Origin of the sequence: Paenibacillus aquistagni (genome assembly GCF_900177815.1) — a bacterium.
Classification (GTDB): domain Bacteria; phylum Bacillota; class Bacilli; order Paenibacillales; family Paenibacillaceae; genus Paenibacillus_B; species Paenibacillus_B aquistagni.
The window spans coordinates 356259-372238 of record NZ_FXAZ01000004.1; the positions used below are offsets into that span (position 1 = coordinate 356259).

Below are 15980 nucleotides of genomic sequence, written 5' to 3' on the forward strand. Positions count from 1 at the left end.
TCATATTTGAACCGTACAAGTCTATTTATCATATGTCTGTGTCCGCAAGCTGTGCACAATGACGTCCATAGATGGTGTTCTGTTCCTGACTCCAGCGCACAGCATCTAGTACGGCATGCTGGGATGCTAACCATTTGTTTCATTCTCCAGATAGCGATAAAGCGTCGATTTGCTAATTCCAGTCGCTTCCTTAATCTCTGCTAGCGTATAATTCTTGCTGTCATACATGACAATTGCCCGTTTGACATTCTCATCAGGCTTTCGCGGTCTGCCTGTCGTGACGCCTTTTTGCTTGGCTTCATAGAGTCCTTGCTTCGTCTTTTCACTGATTACATCGCTTTGAAAGTCCAGCAGATGCTGCACAGATGCCTTGAAGGCTGCTCCCAGCGGGGTTGCAGTATCAATTTGCTCCTGCAATGCATGCAGAGAAGCGCCTTGCTCATCCAACTGCTGGAGCAGCTCCATCAGATGCCTAGTAGAATCTGCCAAGGTGAACAGCCGGCATACAATCAGCTGATCCTGTGGCTGAAGGTTCGCTATTATACGCTTAAGTTCGACTCTTCGCTTTGCTGATGCGTGCGCTTCCTGCACGATCAGGTGGCAGCCGTACTGCTCAAGCTGTGCCTGCTGCTGCTGACAATCCTCATCGCCTATATAGGGTCTCATATATCCGATAATCACAGATTTCGCTCCTAACCGTTCCAATCATGCTTATTATCATAGCATAAGGCGGTGTGCTTTACGAAAAAACAAATCCTAAAAAGGTTCCATTTTGGGACGAATGATGCTACACTAGTCTCTGCAAAAACGGTAGAACGATTATCGAGCCAAATACGAATAATATGCAATGAAGATAAGGATGAGGTGGAGAAGTGGTAGAGAGAATGAAAAGAGAATGGTTTGGAAATGTGAGAGCGGATATTCTATCAGGTATTGTTGTTGCTCTTGCACTTATTCCTGAAGCAATTGCCTTCTCGATCATTGCAGGAGTCGACCCTATGGTAGGGCTGTATGCGTCGTTTTGTATCGCCGTAATTATTGCTTTTGTAGGGGGACGCCCAGGGATGATTTCTGCGGCGACGGGGGCCATGGCATTGGTGCTGGCTCCTTTGGTGAGAGATTACGGTTTGCAGTATATGCTGGCAGCGACTGTGCTGACAGGCGTTATTCAGATCATCTTTGGCATGTGCAAGATTGCGAATCTCATGAAGTTCATTCCTAGAGCGGTCATGATCGGCTTTGTCAATGCGCTTGCGATTCTAATCTTTATGGCGCAGGTGCCACACTTTATCGGGATATCAGGCTTAACGTATGTATTTGTCGGCATTACGCTATTGATCGTGTATGTTGTGCCTCGTTTCTTCAAGGCTATTCCGGCTCCGTTAATTGCCATTCTTGCTTTGACGGCTGCGGCGATCTTTGGCGGACTTGATCTAAGAACGGTTGGCGACATGGGGAATATTAGTCAGACGCTGCCAAGCTTCCTTCTGCCGGATGTTCCGTTTAACCTTGATACGCTCAAGATCATCTTCCCCTTTTCAGTCGCGCTTGCGATAGTAGGGCTGCTGGAATCGTTGTTGACCTCATCGATTGTGGATGATATGACGGATACCCCGAGCGAGAAGAACCGCGAGGCCCGCGGTCAGGGGATCGCGAATGTGGCTACAGGCTTCTTCGGTGGGATGGCCGGCTGTGCAATGATTGGCCAATCCGTGATTAACGTGAAGTCCGGTGGACGAGGGAGGTTGTCCACGTTCGTAGCGGGGATGTTCTTGATGTTCTTGATTGTCGTGCTGGGGGATCTTGTGGTGCAGATTCCCATGCCGGTATTGGTAGGCATTATGATCATGGTCTCCATTGGAACCTTTGACTGGTCTTCCTTTACGTATCTTCGAAAAGCGCCAAGAGGCGATGCGCTTGTCATGCTGACGACTGTCATTATCGTCGTAATGACCCATGATTTGTCCAAGGGTGTTATCGCTGGGGTGCTGCTTAGCGCGGTGTTCTTCGTTGCCAAGATTTCGAAGATCAAGGTACAGAAGAGTACAGAGGGGACAGTACCCATATATAGGGTAGAAGGCCAGTTATTCTTTGCTTCGACGAAGAGCTTCGTGGATACCTTTGACTTTGCTGCTGAGAAAGAGGAGATCATTATCGATTTCTCGAATGCCCATATATGGGATGATTCTGCGGTAGGCGCGATCGACAAAGTGGTGATGAAGTATCAGGACAACGAGACTCGTGTGACGATAAAGGGATTGAATCCTAGCAGCAAGAAGCTCGTTGATCGCTTGGGTGTTCATCATGATCCTAAAGCGAAGGCGGCCGCTCATTAAGTACATGAAGCAACTTAGCCTAAGGGAGGTACATGGCATGAGCAACATCCTATTAGCGGTAGACGGATCAGACAACAGCTATCGTGCAGCGGAGGAATGCATCAGGTATGCTGCCTGCATGGAGGCTTCTCGGGTCCAGCTGATCTACGTTGCTGACTTCGCTAAGGCGAAGAACGAGGTTCTGCATGCAGGAGGCAGGGATCAGCTGGAAGCAGCTAGAAGAAAGCGGCTTGCGCCTGTGGAAGCACTGCTGCAGGAGAAGCAGATCCCGTATGAGGTGCATATTCTGCATGGCGATCCCGCGCCTGTGATTGTGGAATTTGCGAATGAGCTGAAGCCGGATTTGGTCGTTGTCGGCAGCCGGGGACTGAATAGTTTGCAGGAGATGGTCTTGGGCAGTGTAAGCCACAAGGTCGTAAAGCGAGTGCAAGCGCCCGTACTGGTGGTGAAGTAAGGAACACGTTTCTGTTAAGAATATAGACATAGTGCTTGGAATCGAATGTGAGGCAGCTTTTGAGAGCTGCTTCTTTTTTTGTATGTATTTTTGGAAAGAGACGGAGGTCATTTGAAGCATTAATGCGGTAATAAAATGATGCGAAGAAAGGTGAAGCAGCACAATGGAATTCTTATCTGGCTCCATTCATGCTATGCGCACCTTTCTTCCTCATCCGAATGTAAAGCGGAAATAAAATATTGTCTGTCATGATGCGGCAATGAAATGATTAGTTACTTAGATATGTCCCATCCAGATATATGCAGCCATGAGGCCAAATATCATAATGCCAAAGTTCACGGTGACAAATAAACATCGGAGCACCATGGAACGATGGATGCGTGTCGGCAGGCTCGGCTCCTCACGACCCATAATAATAAAAATCAGCAGGAGGGTATGCACGATAGTATGGCCTACGATTTCTGTGAAGCCGAACACAGAGGTGGTCAGCATGAACACGCTCGATAAGAGGAGTGCGGAGAAGCGATTCATCAATCCGACCATGAATGCCCACGCCAATCCCATTTCGATAAAGGCGCTAATGAGAACGAAATCCTCTACTGTAAAGCCTAACGTCGGGATGCCGTACTGATGCATCAGGGAGCAGGCGAGCTTCGCAATGGTCAACTTTTCCATCGCTACCCACGCAAGCGAGATTCCCATCCATACGTAAAGCACCGGCAGTGCCGAGCGATTCCAAGGGCGATCGGATACGAACAGCACATAGATGATGCCTGGATAAAAGGCATAGTCGAGGCTTAAGAACAAACCATAAGATAAAATCGCTTTAATATAAAGGACAGCAAGAGCCGCGCCGCTGACCGGAAGCAGCCGCCGATGGAACAGCGCTAGAATGGCTACGACAAGAACAGCATACACCCACCATTCGTTTGAAACCATTTTAGGCGCAAGATAGGTGCCTGTGAACAGCTGCAGGGACAAGCCTATGCCGATGCCTACTCTTAGGACCGTCAGCTTATATCGCTTAAACTTGTTGAGCGAGTCATGCACTGAGCGAACGATGGAGAACCTCTCCATCCATTGCTGGCCGATTGTAACTAAAAACAATGCAAACATCGTAAACACAAGCCAAAACCAAAAGGTTGGGGTTATGACTTTGCTGAACGGCTGAGGATTCCAATCATAGTCATCTGTAAACCATTTGACATGAAGCATCCATTCCGTCCATTTATTGTGGATTCCATACATTAATAATCGCCTCCCTTGAATCATTTGTTGCGGGTTTGAATGATATGAATCGGCTATCTGTTCCTTTCTGTTCTTCGTGCTTAACAGCATGAAATAATGGGTGTAACGGCATTGAAAATGTGAGTGTGAATGAATGTAAGCGGTTAAACTTATTGCGTAGACATAAGAAGCGCGCAGCTGTGGACAAACGTGTGCAGGGTAACCATCTATGTTGTTGAAGCATCCCTTTCGAATCAGCTTGCCAACGAAAGGATTATATGCAGGACATAGGGTGATGTAGAAATGCATGAGATGAAAAAAGGTTGGTGTAAAAATGGAAGTCTTGCCGAGTCAAAGTCTGTAGCGGTGGAATGAGGAGGATAAACTAGACCTTGTGAGAAAAGGGCAGAAATTCGGCAAAAAACGGGTGTTTTCTTGCTGTGTGCTTATATTTATACCATATTCGATTATATTTGTCATTAGAAGGTTCACACAATATTTGAATCTCTGGCTTGTCATGGTTTGCACTGCTTAATATATGATGCCTCGTGAGGTTCAAGTACGGCTTCTGTATCGAAGTGATGGATAAAATGGTCACCTTTGTGCGCAGGCCGTTCCTTTTGCTACAATAGATAGAACGATGCTTAGAGAGGGAAGAACATGACCGAGAAATTATACTATAATTCCGCTTATATCAAGGAATGGACGAGTCAAGTTGCTCGAAGCTTTGAACAAGACGGCGCTTATTATGTGGTGCTTGAAAAGACGGCCTTCTACCCCCACGGCGGGGGTCAACCGTGTGATCTAGGGAGGATGCAGGATATCGCTGTGCTTGATGTTGTGCTGGAAGGCGATGAGGTGCTTCATCAGGTAGAGGCCCTTCCTGCCTCGACAGAGGTGCAATGCGTGCTCGATTGGGAGCGGAGATTCGATCACATGCAGCAGCATAGCGGGCAGCATCTGTTGTCAGCTATGGCCAGCAAGCTGCTTAATACAGAGACGCTGAGCTTCCACCTTGGCGAGGAGTATGCGACGATAGACATCGCGTTGCCGAGCTTGACGGATGAGGAGCTGCATAAGCTGGAGCTGGAGGTCAATCAGCAGATTTATCACAATCGGGAGATTGTCAGCTATTTCGTTACACAAGAGGAGCTGCAGAAGCTGCCGGTTGTGAAGCCGCCAATCGTCACGGAGGCGATTCGCATCGTCGAAACAAAAGGGGTTGAATACAATCCCTGCGGAGGGACTCATGTCAGCCGGACAGGCGAGCTTGGGTTGATCAAGCTGCTGCGCGTGGAGAAGCAGAAGGGGCATCTTCGTCTAACCTTCAAGTGCGGCAAGCGTGCGCTAAGCGACTATCAGCGCAATATGAGCATCTTGGATGCGGTAGCCAAACGGTTCAACACGAATTATCACGAGATCATGGATCGCGTAGAGAAGTGGGAACAAGAGATCCGCGCTCAGAAGGCCAAGCTTGACGCGATGTCAGAGCAATTGTCCGCTTACGAAGCGCAGGATCTCGTTCAAGATAAGGAAGCGGAGCTAGTGGATCGTCTATATGACGACAAATCCATGCAAGAGCTTCAGCAGCTGGCGTTGATGACAACTTCAATGACCGATCGTCTGGTGCTGCTTGGCAGCATCAGCGAGCAGAAGGTCGTCCTTGCGCATAATGGCGCAAGTTCTGTCTCCTGCGGGGCCTTCTTCAAGGAGTACTTGTCCCTTTATCGGGGTAAGGGCGGAGGACAGCCTAAGCTCGCTCAAGCGGGATTTGCGAGCAGGGAAGACTTAGCTGCTTTTATGGAGCATGCAAAAGAGGCGCTGTCTTGATCATCAGGATAGGGCGACGCGTTGGATGACGTCTATATACGAGCTTGAGCCTCACACTGGAGAACATCCAGCGTGGGGCTTTGTGCCTTGGAGCAAGCCTCGCGTCGTTTAACGAAAAAGGCAATAGGGCAAGATGCAGATGAAGGAGCTGACAAGCATGAAAGTAGGATTTATAGGAGCTGGCAACATGGCCAGTGCCATTATAAAAGGGATGATCGCGACGGCGTTTGTTCCAGCTGAGCAGGTGCTGGTGACGGATCATTCTCCGGATAAACTACAGGCGTTTACGGAAGCAACCGGTACCGTTGCTTGCTCAACGAGTGAAGAGCTGGCGGCACAAGCTGATGTGGTAGTGATTGCAGTAAAGCCCAATCAATTTGAGACCTTGCTGACACCGCTTCGCGATACGCTGCAGCGCCACAGACCACTGATTGTGTCGATTGCGGCAGGTGTGACCTTAGCTCAGCTAGAAGCAATGATTGGCGCAGCACCAGCGCTTCCAATTGTACGCGTAATGCCTAATGTGAACGCGGTGATCGGAGCCAGTATGAGTGCGGTTGCGGGCAATCAAGCGGCAGCGAAGGAAGAGATACAGCTTGTGCTGGATATGTTCAATGCAGTCGGCATGGCGATGGAGCTGGATGAAGAGAAGTTTAGTATTTTTATCGGCATAGCCGGAAGCTCCCCTGCGTATGCCTATTTGTTCATTGATGCGCTGGCAAGAGGGGCGCTCAAAGCAGGGATGTCAAAAGAGCAGGCCACTCGCATTGCTGCTCAAGCCGTGCTTGGCAGCGCAAAGATGGTGCTGGAGAGTGACGAAGCACCGTGGGTGCTTATTGACAAGGTATGCTCGCCTGGAGGGACGACGATTGCGGGGCTTTGCAAGCTGGAAGACGAAGGCTTTAGCTCTACCGTGGTCAAAGGGGTGGAAGCGACAATCGCGAAGGATCAGGAGATGCTTAGGAGTGCTGAGGCTAAGCGTTAGCAGGACATTTTCAACCTTGGGCAGCGAATGCTCTGTAAGTACAGGGTTGCCTCCTTCTTTTAACATCCATGATGATTTTTGGAGCCTTGCTTACAATCAAATGGGTATCTAGGTACTCTAGAAAAGAGCCTCGTCTCGATTTGGAGTCTCGGTTTGGTCAAAACCCAAAATGATGGAGAATAAAAAGGACCTCGCCGCTAATAAGTGGATGTTGAGGTCCTTTCGCGTGTGAATGGGGACGTGCTCAAGTTATGTGCCCTTAGGGGGTAGTCTGTTTCACACTTCACAAAAGGAAGAGTGCCCCATCTTGCGCATGCTTCGCTGAGATTCCCGTTTTATCGATGAGCTCATTTTGTCTTTTTTGTACAGAGGACATCATCTAGAATAGGAGTAAGTTCTACATTAAGGAAGGAAGCTGACGATGAAAGATATCCTCCTAAAATACTTGGACCAATATACCTCCCTTCATGAACAGCAGAAGCAGGAGATTCTTGATGAGCTCCAGATTGCTGCTTACAAAAAAGGGACGGTTCTCCTCAGGCAAGGTGAAATTCCTGCAAAATGCTATTTTGTCCTACAGGGCTGCGTGAGGCAGTATTCCATTCATCCTGATGGAAAAGAAGCTACCTCCCAGTTTTACACGGAAGAACAGGCAATCGCCATATTCCATTCCCATAAGCAGGACAAAGCATCCGAATACACCATCCAATGCTTAGAGGATTCAGTACTAGTGGTGGGCGATTTGGCTTTGGAAATGGACATGTACAAGAAGCATGATCAATTGGCGCTTATGACGCGCAAAATGATCGAAGAGAGATTCGGCCAGATGCAGGCTGAATATGCCGCCTTTATTGCTTCTACGCCTGAGGAACGGTTCAAGTCGCTGCTGCATAAGCAGCCTCGCCTGATTGAACGTGTGCCGCAGCACCAACTCGCAAGCTATCTTGGAATGACGCCTGAGTCGCTGAGCCGCATCAAGAAGCGTGTTCAGCAGGAGAGCGGCAAATAAAGACTGGCCCTTCTTATCAAAGCAATTAAAGCACCTGCTTCTTCGTGAAGAGCAGCCATAGCCCGAACCCAAGCTCTCCTGCGATCATGGGGAGTGTAAACACGAGGTTAAGCATCTTACTAACCTCATCAAGCTCCGGCAGAAATGCGTGGAGAAGATGAACCAGCATATAGCCAACAGCGGCGAGCAGCAGCAAGAGGCTGATTCCCTTGGGGATAATCTTTGAGCGCAGAGCCACGAGCCCTACAAGAAGGAGATGGCCGCCAAACATAATCAAGCCCACCGACCAGAATGTCTCGAAGGCTTGCAAGTGCAGCATCACATCGGCTTCAAGCAGGCGGCTGTCTTGGAGCAGCAGATCTGAGCGATTCAACAAGAGCTGTACCATAAATAGGTTCATGATGGCAGCGCCGAGTATGGAGGAATAGATAAGACGCAGCCATGCGCCTAACAAGGAGAGCGGCTGATGAATCGGCTTCAAGTAGAGGTAGAAGCCCCAAGCGACGAGAATGTCGCAGATCAAGATGATCACCCAGCCAAGCAGCTCTGCGGTGAACAGCAGTCTTGAGGTTGAGAGATTGTGAACGGTTAGCGCCGCGTTTCCTGCAATGACCAGCTTCCCGTGAGCGAAGCCATAGGCAAAAATAGCGGCAGCCGTCATCAGAATCAGCGACAGGCCAGCAGTAAGAGCGGCTGATCGCTGATTCGTACGTGGTGCACTTGTGTTAAGCATTGGGGGGGAACCTCCTCAGATAAGGTATTGCCTTCATTATAAATAGAGGAGGCTGGCGGTTCATTGACTTAAATCAAGAACTCATTCCATGAGGACTTCTTGCTCTCGTCATGAGGAGCATCAAGAATGAGATGATAATCATCATTATCGTCCATGCCCATGCAAGGCCTTGTTGTCCCGTATCTGTCGCTACATAGATAGCGGTAGGAAGGGTTTGCGTACGGCCTGGAATATTGCCGGCAAACATCATGGTGGCGCCGAACTCTCCCAATGCTCTAGCGAAACCCAGAATATAGGCGGTGAAGATGGCTTGAGAGGATAGAGGGAGCATGATATGCCGAAGTACTTGCCATTCATTGGCGCCGATGGAGCGGCCCGCATCCACGAGATCCGCATCAATGGATAAGAAGCCTGCCTTCATCGTCTGATAGACAAGCGGGAAGGCAACGGTCGCAGCCGCGATTACGGCGGCCCACCATGTGAACACGACAGGCGCATGGAACAGGCTCTCAATCAGCCGTCCTGCCATGCTTTTTCGACCAAGTCCAGACAGCAGCAGGAAGCCTATGACAGTAGGGGGCAGCACCAGCGGGAGCATGAAGCAGGTTTCTAGCAGCACTTTTCCCTTGAAGGTTACCCGAGACATCCACCAGGCAAGGCTTCCTCCCAGCAGCATCGCAATGAGGCTTGCACACAGCGTAACCTTGAGCGAGAGCATGATCGGCTCCCAGAACGCGGTCTGAGTCCACATCTTAATTACCGCTTGGAAGAGAGAAGCCGTAGGATTGAAAGACGGACAGCGCTTCTTCAGACTGCAAATATTCGTAAAAGGCTGCTGCCTCGTCAGGATGCTTGGAACCCGCAAGCACACCTACTGGGTAGGTGATTGGTGTGTGCAGCGATGCGTCAATGATAGCTGCGATATGTACGGAATCGCTCTCTTTGGCATCGGTGAGATAGACAATGCCTGCATCGACATTGCCGGTCTCTACAGTTTGCAGCACTTGTCTTACATCCTTAGCTTGAACAGCTTTGGATTCTACGTCTTCCCAGAGCTCTAGATGAGACAGCGCCTCCTTCGCATAGGTGCCGGCAGGTACGCTCCCTGGAATGCCTACGGCAATGCGCTCAATCGCGGGTGCGGCAAGATCGGTAATGCTTGTAAACTTCTCCTTCTGATCGTTAGGCACAATGACGACAAGCTGATTGGCTAGCAGAGGGGTATGGGCATTCTGCAGCACCGTGCCCTCTTGAATGAGCGTATCCATATTCGCAGCAGAAGCCGACAAGAATAGATCTACGGGTGCTCCCTGCTGAATCTGCTTCATCAGGGTGCCTGAGCCGCCAAAGTTGAACTCGAGCAGGACATCTGGATGCTTCGCTGCATATTGTTGTTTAATGGTGGTTAAGGCATCGGTTACGCTTGCCGCAGCGGATATCGTTAAGGTAACGGGCTTTGACTCGCTTGGTCGTGTACCGCAGGCAGAGAGAAGCAGCACTGCAATCATGGATAGAATTAGGAGTCTGCCTATGCTAGACTTCTTATACATGTGGTTATGCTCCTTTTTATTAGGTTAGATTGCAAGGGATAGAAGGACAAGGTGTCCAATTTTTCCATTATAATAGAAAAAGAAGAGGGAATGAAGTGATGAAGCGCTTTGAGGTCGTAGATCGTCCGCTTAATATACAAGATTATATCGATCAAGTGCTCCATGCAGGCGCAGGGGCTGTGACGACATTTACAGGGCATGTGCGGGAGTGGACGAATGGAGTCCGAACGCTCTACCTGGCTTATGAGGCATATGTGCCGATGGCGGAGCAGCTGCTTGCTCAGATTGGAAGGGAGATCGAAGAGCGGTGGCCGGGAACGAAGGCTGCAATCGGGCACCGCATTGGGGAACTCCACATTTCCGATATCGCAGTCGTCATTGCCGTCTCATCGCCGCATCGCAAGGCAGCGTATGAGGCGAATGAGTATGCGATCGAGCGGATCAAGGAGATCGTACCGATCTGGAAGAAGGAGATCTGGGAAGATGGAGAGGCTTGGATCGGAGATCAGACCAAGAAGCCAGAGCCGAAAAGCAGCTCCAATCATGTGGATGGAACGGAGGAGAAGTAGCACATGCGCGTCTATTATTTTGCCGGGCTCAAAGACATTAGCGGGACAGCAGAGGAACAGATAGAGAAGAATCTTGGTACTGTAGAGGAATTGCTGCAATGGCTTCATCGCAAGTACCCTGTGCTCCAAGATAAATCGTATATGGTGGCAGTAAATGAGCAATACGCTTCAATGGATACCTGCCTGCAGGCAGAGGATGTCATTGCTTTGATTCCTCCCGTAAGCGGAGGCTGATGCTTGAACCATGGATAGACAACCTATAGATAATGGATAGATAACATGTTAAAAAGGTGGTGATCGTCATGAAGCAGGAGCATGATGCAGCAGATCTCGTGGATGCTGTCCCCGCGCTGCCTCTAAGAGATCAGTGGGATCGTCCGCTGCGCGATCTTCGTTTATCGGTGATTGACCGCTGCAATTTCCGCTGCAGCTACTGCATGCCGAAAGAGGTGTTCGGCGATGATTACGCCTTCCTTCCTCCATCTGAGCTGCTTTCCTTCGATGAGATGGAGCGGCTGATTCGATTATTTGCCTTGCTGGGGGTCAAAAAGATTCGTCTTACGGGCGGCGAACCCCTGCTTCGACAAGACCTGCCGAGACTGATCGAGAGGCTCGTTGTCATACCCGGCATTGAGGATGTAGCCATGACGACCAATGGTGTGCTTCTCGACCGATATATGGAGGAACTTCATCAATCAGGGCTTAGACGCTTGAATATTAGTCTCGACGCCTTGGATGCGGAGCTGTTCAAGCATATGAATGGTAGAGGTTATCCGCCAACTCGCATCCTCCACAATATTAAGGAAGCCAAGCGCAGAGGATTCAAGGTTCGCGTTAATATGGTGGTTCAGCGCGGTGTGAACGATCATGAGATTATACCGATGGCAAGGTACTTCAAGGAACAGGAAATCGATCTGTGTCTGATTGAGTTTATGGATGTGGGCAATGACAACGGCTGGGATATGACACGGGTCGTTACGAAGCGGGAAATGATTGCAAAAGTAACCGAGGCCATGTCGATTGAGCCTTTGGAGGCCCGCTATTATGGAGAGGTTGCAGCTAGATATCGGTATCATGACAGCGATGCCGAGATTCATTTTATCTCCTCAGTATCGGAGTCATTTTGCTCAACTTGCACTCGTGCAAGGGTCTCTTCTGATGGGAAGCTGTTTACCTGCCTCTTTGCCTCAAGCGGATTCGATCTGCGTGAGGAGCTTAGAGCTGGAGCAAGCGATGCGGAGCTATTGGCTTCCCTTGTGAAGGTGTGGTCCAATCGCAAGGATCGCTATTCGGATGAGCGCAGCGTTCATCAGCAATCGAATCGCCGCAAGATCGACATGTCTTATATTGGCGGGTAGCTTTGCAAGAACGAATGTGAAGCAGGCAGTGCTGCAGCTACTGCATCATTTGCATGAAATAGTAAGAAAAAATATTGTGGAATATATTGAGAATTTACGTCCGGCGTCATACACTATACTTGTCTTATTGCTAAGCCTTGTCCTCTTCCAAGGATAAGGCTATGACCGGCATGAGCGAATTTGTTCAAGAGGTTTGCTCATGCTTAAGGTCATGAGGACACAGCGTGGAGGAGGTGAGCGGTAACAAGATCATCGAAGCGTCGAAGGTGTAATTGAAGATTCGTATTCTGTTGACTATCTGCATTGTCATAATGAGGAGGAATATGATGAGAGACACATCGCGATACTCTGATTCGAAAGCGCTTCCATTATCAAATAAGATGGCAGTTAAGTTCATGGCAACCCTGCTCGCTTTCTCTTTGCTGCTTACCTTGATGCCAACTGCTGAAGCAGCCTCTGGCCCTACAGAATATGATGTGCTGCGAGCGAAGTGGCATGCTTATCTAACAGGTGGAGATGACTTCGATCCTCTCGACCCTGATATTGCTGCCAATCTCGCGGCAAAGAGCCAGGGCGTCAGCAACTCGGAATCAACAGGCATTTGGGATACATTGAACAAAGCAGCTGGACGCACCTACCTCTGGAGTGATCTTCAAAGCACGACGGCCTCAGATCAGGTTTCTACCCACTACTCTCGCATTAAGCGGATGGCCATTGTCTACGCGACAAGAGGTTCAGCCTTCTACCATAATGAACAGCTAAAGAATGATATTATTGGAGCCCTTGATTGGGCGTATGCGAATCGTTACAACGAGAATAAATCAGAGACAGGCAATTGGTGGGACTGGGAGATCGGAACTCCGCAGCTGATTAACGACACGCTTGTCTTGATGTATGACCATCTCTCATCAAGTCAGCTTGACCAGTATATGCGTGCCATTGACCGTTTTGTCCCTAATCCGAGCAAGCGCACCATTAATGGCGTGACCGAGACCGGAGCAAACCTGTTGGACAAATCCTTTGTCGTGGCGCTGCGCGGCATAATCGGTCAGTCCGGCACGAAGATTACGCAGGGAAGAGACGCGATGAGCCCTGCCTTTTTATATGTCAAGACAGGAGACGGCTTCTACGAAGACGGCTCTTTCATCCAACATACAGATATCGCGTATACAGGCGGATACGGAGCGGTTCTTATGGGTCGCATTGCGGATATGTTTTATTTGCTGAAGGATTCTACTTGGAGCATTGCAGACCCAAATGCCGACCATGTGTTTCGCTGGGTGCGTGAAGGCTTCGAGCCTTTAATCTATAAAGGCGCGATTATGGATAATCTGCGCGGACGGGGCATCTCTCGCCAGAGCACGAATGACCATAAGGCAGGCCGAGGCATCGTACTTGCCATTCTGAGGCTGTCTGAGGGTGCGCCTGCAGCAGAGTCCCTCTCTATTAAACGAATGGTAAAAGAGTGGATCGGCTCTGATTCCACATTCGCCAACTACTTTACGGGAGCGGGCATGTTCGAGATGATCTTGGGCAAGCAGCTTATGAGTGATACATCGATTACACCAAGAGGCGATCTGTCGGGACATTATGCCTTTCCAAGCATGGACCGGGTCGCTCATTACGGCGATCAGTTTGGATTTGGCATCAGCATGTTCTCTCCGCGCATATCCGCCTTCGAATACGGCAATGGAGAAAATATAAAAGGCTGGCACACGGGCGCTGGCATGACCACGCTTTATAACGCCGATCTTGAGCAGTTCAGCGGCAGCTATTGGGCAACAACCGATATGTATCGTTTGCCGGGAACAACCACGGATGGCTCAGGAAGCGGGACGCCTGTAGCGTGGAAAAGCTACTATAACCCGATGAGCTGGGTTGGCGGCTCAGAGGTGGACGACCAGTATGGCACAGTAGGCATGCAGTTCTCGAATGCTCAGAATACCGGCAGTTCCTTGCAGGGGAAGAAGTCCTGGTTCTTGTTCGGCAATCGCATCACTGCCCTTGGAACAGGCATTAAGAGCACGGACAATCGCAAGGTTGAGACCATTGTAGAGAACCGCAAGCTGAATGCATCAGGTGACAACGCACTCACCGTCAATGGAATAGCGAAGTCGCCAACCCTTGGCTGGTCCGAGCATCTGAGTAATGCGACATGGGCGCATCTTCAAGGTTCCGTGTCTGGAGCGGATATCGGTTATTACTTCCCGAATGAGCCCAGCCTTACAGCGAAGCGAGAGGCGCGCACGGGCAGCTGGCAGCAGGTGAACACCGGAGGCTCTTCCGCCGCAGTAACGGACTCATACTTGAGTCTTGCCTTTGATCATGGCACCTCTCCTTCTGATGCTTCGTACGCTTATGTGCTGCTGCCTAATCTGAATGAAGCTCAGACCGCAAGTTATGCTGCTAATCCGACTGTGGAGATTGTGGCGCAGAACGATGATGTGCATGCGGTATATGACTCCGCGCTCAACACGCTAGGCGCGAACTTCTGGAAGGACGAGTCAAAGACGGTATCCAAGGACGGCTCGCCGCTTCTGACCAGTGATAAAAAGGCTTCAGTCACGATGTCAGAGAGCAATGGAGAGCTGCATATTGGAGTATCGGATCCCACTCGTCTTCAAGCTGGCGAGATTCATCTTGAGATCCATAAGCCAGCAGGCGCTGTTCTATCTCTTGATCCTTCTATAACGGTCACAGAGCTTGCTCCAACGATCAAGCTGACTGTGCGGACGCCATCCACCTATGGCGTGTCTCAGCAGGTGAAGCTGGCGCTTGGAACGCCAGCTGCTCCGCAGGCGCCTGTGCTCATGGCAGCAGAGCCTGTTGGCTCGAACATCGAGCTTGCTTGGTCTCATAGTGAAGGAGCGGCAGGCTACCGAGTGAGCTATGGAACCGCATCCGGCACTTATAGCGAGACCATCGATACAGGCGTGCTTGCACAGCAAAACAAGCTGAGCGTCTCCGGGCTTACGCCTGGCCAGACTTATTACTTCGTGGTAAAGGCCTATAATGCATCTGGCGAAAGTCCTGCATCGAACGAAGCATCAGCATCGCCTGAGCTTGCAGCCTTGCTATCGCCAGCCGCAGACGCTTATGTCCGAGATGGCTCTTATGCAGCTCAGAACTTCGGGCAAGCGAGCAGTCTCGTTGTCAAAAATGACGGCTCCGGCTATGCGCGCCAATCGTATATCAAGTTTGATCTCTCACAGCTGTCAGGCAGTGTTCAGAGCGCCAAGCTGCGATTGACTTCTGTGGGCACAGGCTCTGCCGGCATCAATCATGAGGTGCTGCTCGTTACAGACAACAGCTGGTCTGAATCAGCCCTGACATGGAACAATAAGCCTGCAGCAGATTCCATAATTGCAAGCTTTACAGCACCGGCTTCTGGCTCCGCTGCTGAAGTGGACTTAACCAGTCAGGTTGCAGCCGCTCTTGCAGGCAATAAGCAGCTGTCCTTAGTGATCGTATCGCCAGTCAATGTAGGCTCCAAGGGAGATGTTAGCTATGCCTCCAAGGAGCATGCTATATCGGAGAGCCGCCCTTCGCTCCAAGTTCAATTCCAAGCCACGCCCTGAATGAAGCGAAGCGGATGCTGAGGATACTGAAGAGAAGAGAGGGGCTGTCGAAGCGAGTATGCTTATGGATGAAAAGGCCCTAGGGCAGCGATGTGAATATCCTTTGACAAGACGCGCTGTTCACTCGAACATGGATCATTATAATTTTTTTAAGAAGGTAATTTACTCGAATTCATTTGGTTTGCATATCCTGCAAGGCTAAACTTGTGATTCGTAATGTAGAATGAATTCGCAATTACGAGGACGGCTACTGTCCTGAACAGCCCGGATGTTACCGCATCCGGGCTTATTTGTCTCCAAAAGGCTGTTTTGTTTCTACTAGACTTTTTACAATATGAGAATTTGTGTTTC

14 protein-coding genes are annotated in these 15980 nt (G+C 49.9%); 9 read left to right on the forward strand and 5 right to left on the reverse strand.

Translation table 11 applies throughout. From position 1 onward, the window contains the following. Positions 1–126: 126 nt before the first annotated feature. The gene (locus B9Y93_RS15620) at positions 127–681 is read right to left on the reverse strand and encodes a recombinase family protein (RefSeq protein ID WP_085495702.1); all 555 of its coding nucleotides are present in this window, start codon (positions 679–681) and stop codon (positions 127–129) included. Positions 682–872: 191 nt separating this feature from the next. On the opposite strand from B9Y93_RS15620, the gene B9Y93_RS15625 reads away from it, so the two are divergent. Next, complete coding sequence (locus tag B9Y93_RS15625) at positions 873–2336, forward strand: SulP family inorganic anion transporter (RefSeq protein WP_085495704.1); 1464 nt, start codon at positions 873–875, stop codon at positions 2334–2336. Between the two features lie 37 nt (positions 2337–2373). Further along, entirely contained in the window at positions 2374–2790 is a 417-nt protein-coding gene (locus B9Y93_RS15630) for a universal stress protein (protein ID WP_085495705.1), read from the forward strand. A 276-nt stretch (positions 2791–3066) separates the two neighbouring features. Here the strand turns inward: B9Y93_RS15630 and B9Y93_RS15635 are convergent, their stop codons facing one another. After that, positions 3067–4038, reverse strand: a complete 972-nt coding sequence (locus B9Y93_RS15635) for a hypothetical protein (RefSeq protein WP_085495707.1) — start codon at positions 4036–4038, stop codon at positions 3067–3069. Between the two features lie 639 nt (positions 4039–4677). Here B9Y93_RS15635 and B9Y93_RS15640 point away from each other — a divergent pair. The 3 genes from B9Y93_RS15640 to B9Y93_RS15650 all read left to right on the forward strand — a co-directional run bounded on the left by B9Y93_RS15640 (position 4678) and on the right by B9Y93_RS15650 (position 7841). Continuing rightward, positions 4678–5847, forward strand: a complete 1170-nt coding sequence (locus tag B9Y93_RS15640; protein WP_085495709.1) for an alanyl-tRNA editing protein — start codon at positions 4678–4680, stop codon at positions 5845–5847. A 139-nt stretch (positions 5848–5986) separates the two neighbouring features. After that, positions 5987–6832, forward strand: coding sequence for a pyrroline-5-carboxylate reductase (proC, locus tag B9Y93_RS15645; protein ID WP_085496103.1), 846 nt, complete (start codon positions 5987–5989; stop codon positions 6830–6832). A 421-nt stretch (positions 6833–7253) separates the two neighbouring features. Then, a complete protein-coding gene (locus B9Y93_RS15650) occupies positions 7254–7841 on the forward strand; it encodes a Crp/Fnr family transcriptional regulator (RefSeq protein ID WP_085495711.1) in 588 nt (195 codons plus the stop codon). A 25-nt stretch (positions 7842–7866) separates the two neighbouring features. Here B9Y93_RS15650 and B9Y93_RS15655 read toward each other — a convergent pair whose 3' ends face one another. From B9Y93_RS15655 to modA, 3 genes are all read right to left on the reverse strand, one after another. Further along, the gene (locus B9Y93_RS15655; RefSeq protein ID WP_085495713.1) at positions 7867–8574 is read right to left on the reverse strand and encodes a DUF4386 domain-containing protein; all 708 of its coding nucleotides are present in this window, start codon (positions 8572–8574) and stop codon (positions 7867–7869) included. A gap of 73 nt (positions 8575–8647) precedes the next feature. Further along, positions 8648–9325 carry a molybdate ABC transporter permease subunit gene (gene modB / locus B9Y93_RS15660; protein ID WP_085495715.1) on the reverse strand — a complete coding sequence of 226 codons (678 nt, stop codon included), beginning with the start codon at positions 9323–9325 and terminating at the stop codon, positions 8648–8650. Between the two features lies 1 nt (position 9326). Then, positions 9327–10124, reverse strand: a complete 798-nt coding sequence (modA, locus tag B9Y93_RS15665) for a molybdate ABC transporter substrate-binding protein (protein ID WP_085495718.1) — start codon at positions 10122–10124, stop codon at positions 9327–9329. Positions 10125–10222: 98 nt separating this feature from the next. On the opposite strand from modA, the gene B9Y93_RS15670 reads away from it, so the two are divergent. The 4 genes from B9Y93_RS15670 to B9Y93_RS15685 all read left to right on the forward strand — a co-directional run bounded on the left by B9Y93_RS15670 (position 10223) and on the right by B9Y93_RS15685 (position 15629). Next, positions 10223–10693, forward strand: a complete 471-nt coding sequence (locus tag B9Y93_RS15670) for a molybdenum cofactor biosynthesis protein MoaE (protein ID WP_085495720.1) — start codon at positions 10223–10225, stop codon at positions 10691–10693. A gap of 3 nt (positions 10694–10696) precedes the next feature. Continuing rightward, positions 10697–10927, forward strand: a complete 231-nt coding sequence (gene moaD, locus B9Y93_RS15675; RefSeq protein WP_085495723.1) for a molybdopterin converting factor subunit 1 — start codon at positions 10697–10699, stop codon at positions 10925–10927. Positions 10928–10995: 68 nt separating this feature from the next. Continuing rightward, the gene (gene moaA / locus B9Y93_RS15680) at positions 10996–12051 is read left to right on the forward strand and encodes a GTP 3',8-cyclase MoaA (protein WP_085495725.1); all 1056 of its coding nucleotides are present in this window, start codon (positions 10996–10998) and stop codon (positions 12049–12051) included. Between the two features lie 326 nt (positions 12052–12377). Continuing rightward, positions 12378–15629: a polysaccharide lyase family 8 super-sandwich domain-containing protein gene (locus tag B9Y93_RS15685; RefSeq protein WP_176228946.1), complete on the forward strand. Its 3252-nt coding sequence runs from the start codon at positions 12378–12380 to the stop codon at positions 15627–15629. Positions 15630–15980: the final 351 nt, after the last annotated feature.

What these genes read in the sequence shown, in the direction of transcription:
- B9Y93_RS15650 (WP_085495711.1), top strand. Translation starts at nt 7,254, where the DNA reads ATGAAAGATATCCTCCTAAAATACTTGGACCAATATACCTCCCTTCAT.
- modB (WP_085495715.1), bottom strand. Translation starts at nt 9,325, where the DNA reads ATGTGGACTCAGACCGCGTTCTGGGAGCCGATCATGCTCTCGCTCAAG.
- modA (WP_085495718.1), bottom strand. Translation starts at nt 10,124, where the DNA reads ATGTATAAGAAGTCTAGCATAGGCAGACTCCTAATTCTATCCATGATT.
- B9Y93_RS15635 (WP_085495707.1), bottom strand. Translation starts at nt 4,038, where the DNA reads ATGTATGGAATCCACAATAAATGGACGGAATGGATGCTTCATGTCAAA.
- moaD (WP_085495723.1), top strand. Translation starts at nt 10,697, where the DNA reads ATGCGCGTCTATTATTTTGCCGGGCTCAAAGACATTAGCGGGACAGCA.
- B9Y93_RS15670 (WP_085495720.1), top strand. Translation starts at nt 10,223, where the DNA reads ATGAAGCGCTTTGAGGTCGTAGATCGTCCGCTTAATATACAAGATTAT.
- moaA (WP_085495725.1), top strand. Translation starts at nt 10,996, where the DNA reads ATGAAGCAGGAGCATGATGCAGCAGATCTCGTGGATGCTGTCCCCGCG.
- B9Y93_RS15630 (WP_085495705.1), top strand. Translation starts at nt 2,374, where the DNA reads ATGAGCAACATCCTATTAGCGGTAGACGGATCAGACAACAGCTATCGT.
- B9Y93_RS15640 (WP_085495709.1), top strand. Translation starts at nt 4,678, where the DNA reads ATGACCGAGAAATTATACTATAATTCCGCTTATATCAAGGAATGGACG.
- B9Y93_RS15685 (WP_176228946.1), top strand. Translation starts at nt 12,378, where the DNA reads ATGAGAGACACATCGCGATACTCTGATTCGAAAGCGCTTCCATTATCA.
- proC (WP_085496103.1), top strand. Translation starts at nt 5,987, where the DNA reads ATGAAGGAGCTGACAAGCATGAAAGTAGGATTTATAGGAGCTGGCAAC.
- B9Y93_RS15655 (WP_085495713.1), bottom strand. Translation starts at nt 8,574, where the DNA reads ATGCTTAACACAAGTGCACCACGTACGAATCAGCGATCAGCCGCTCTT.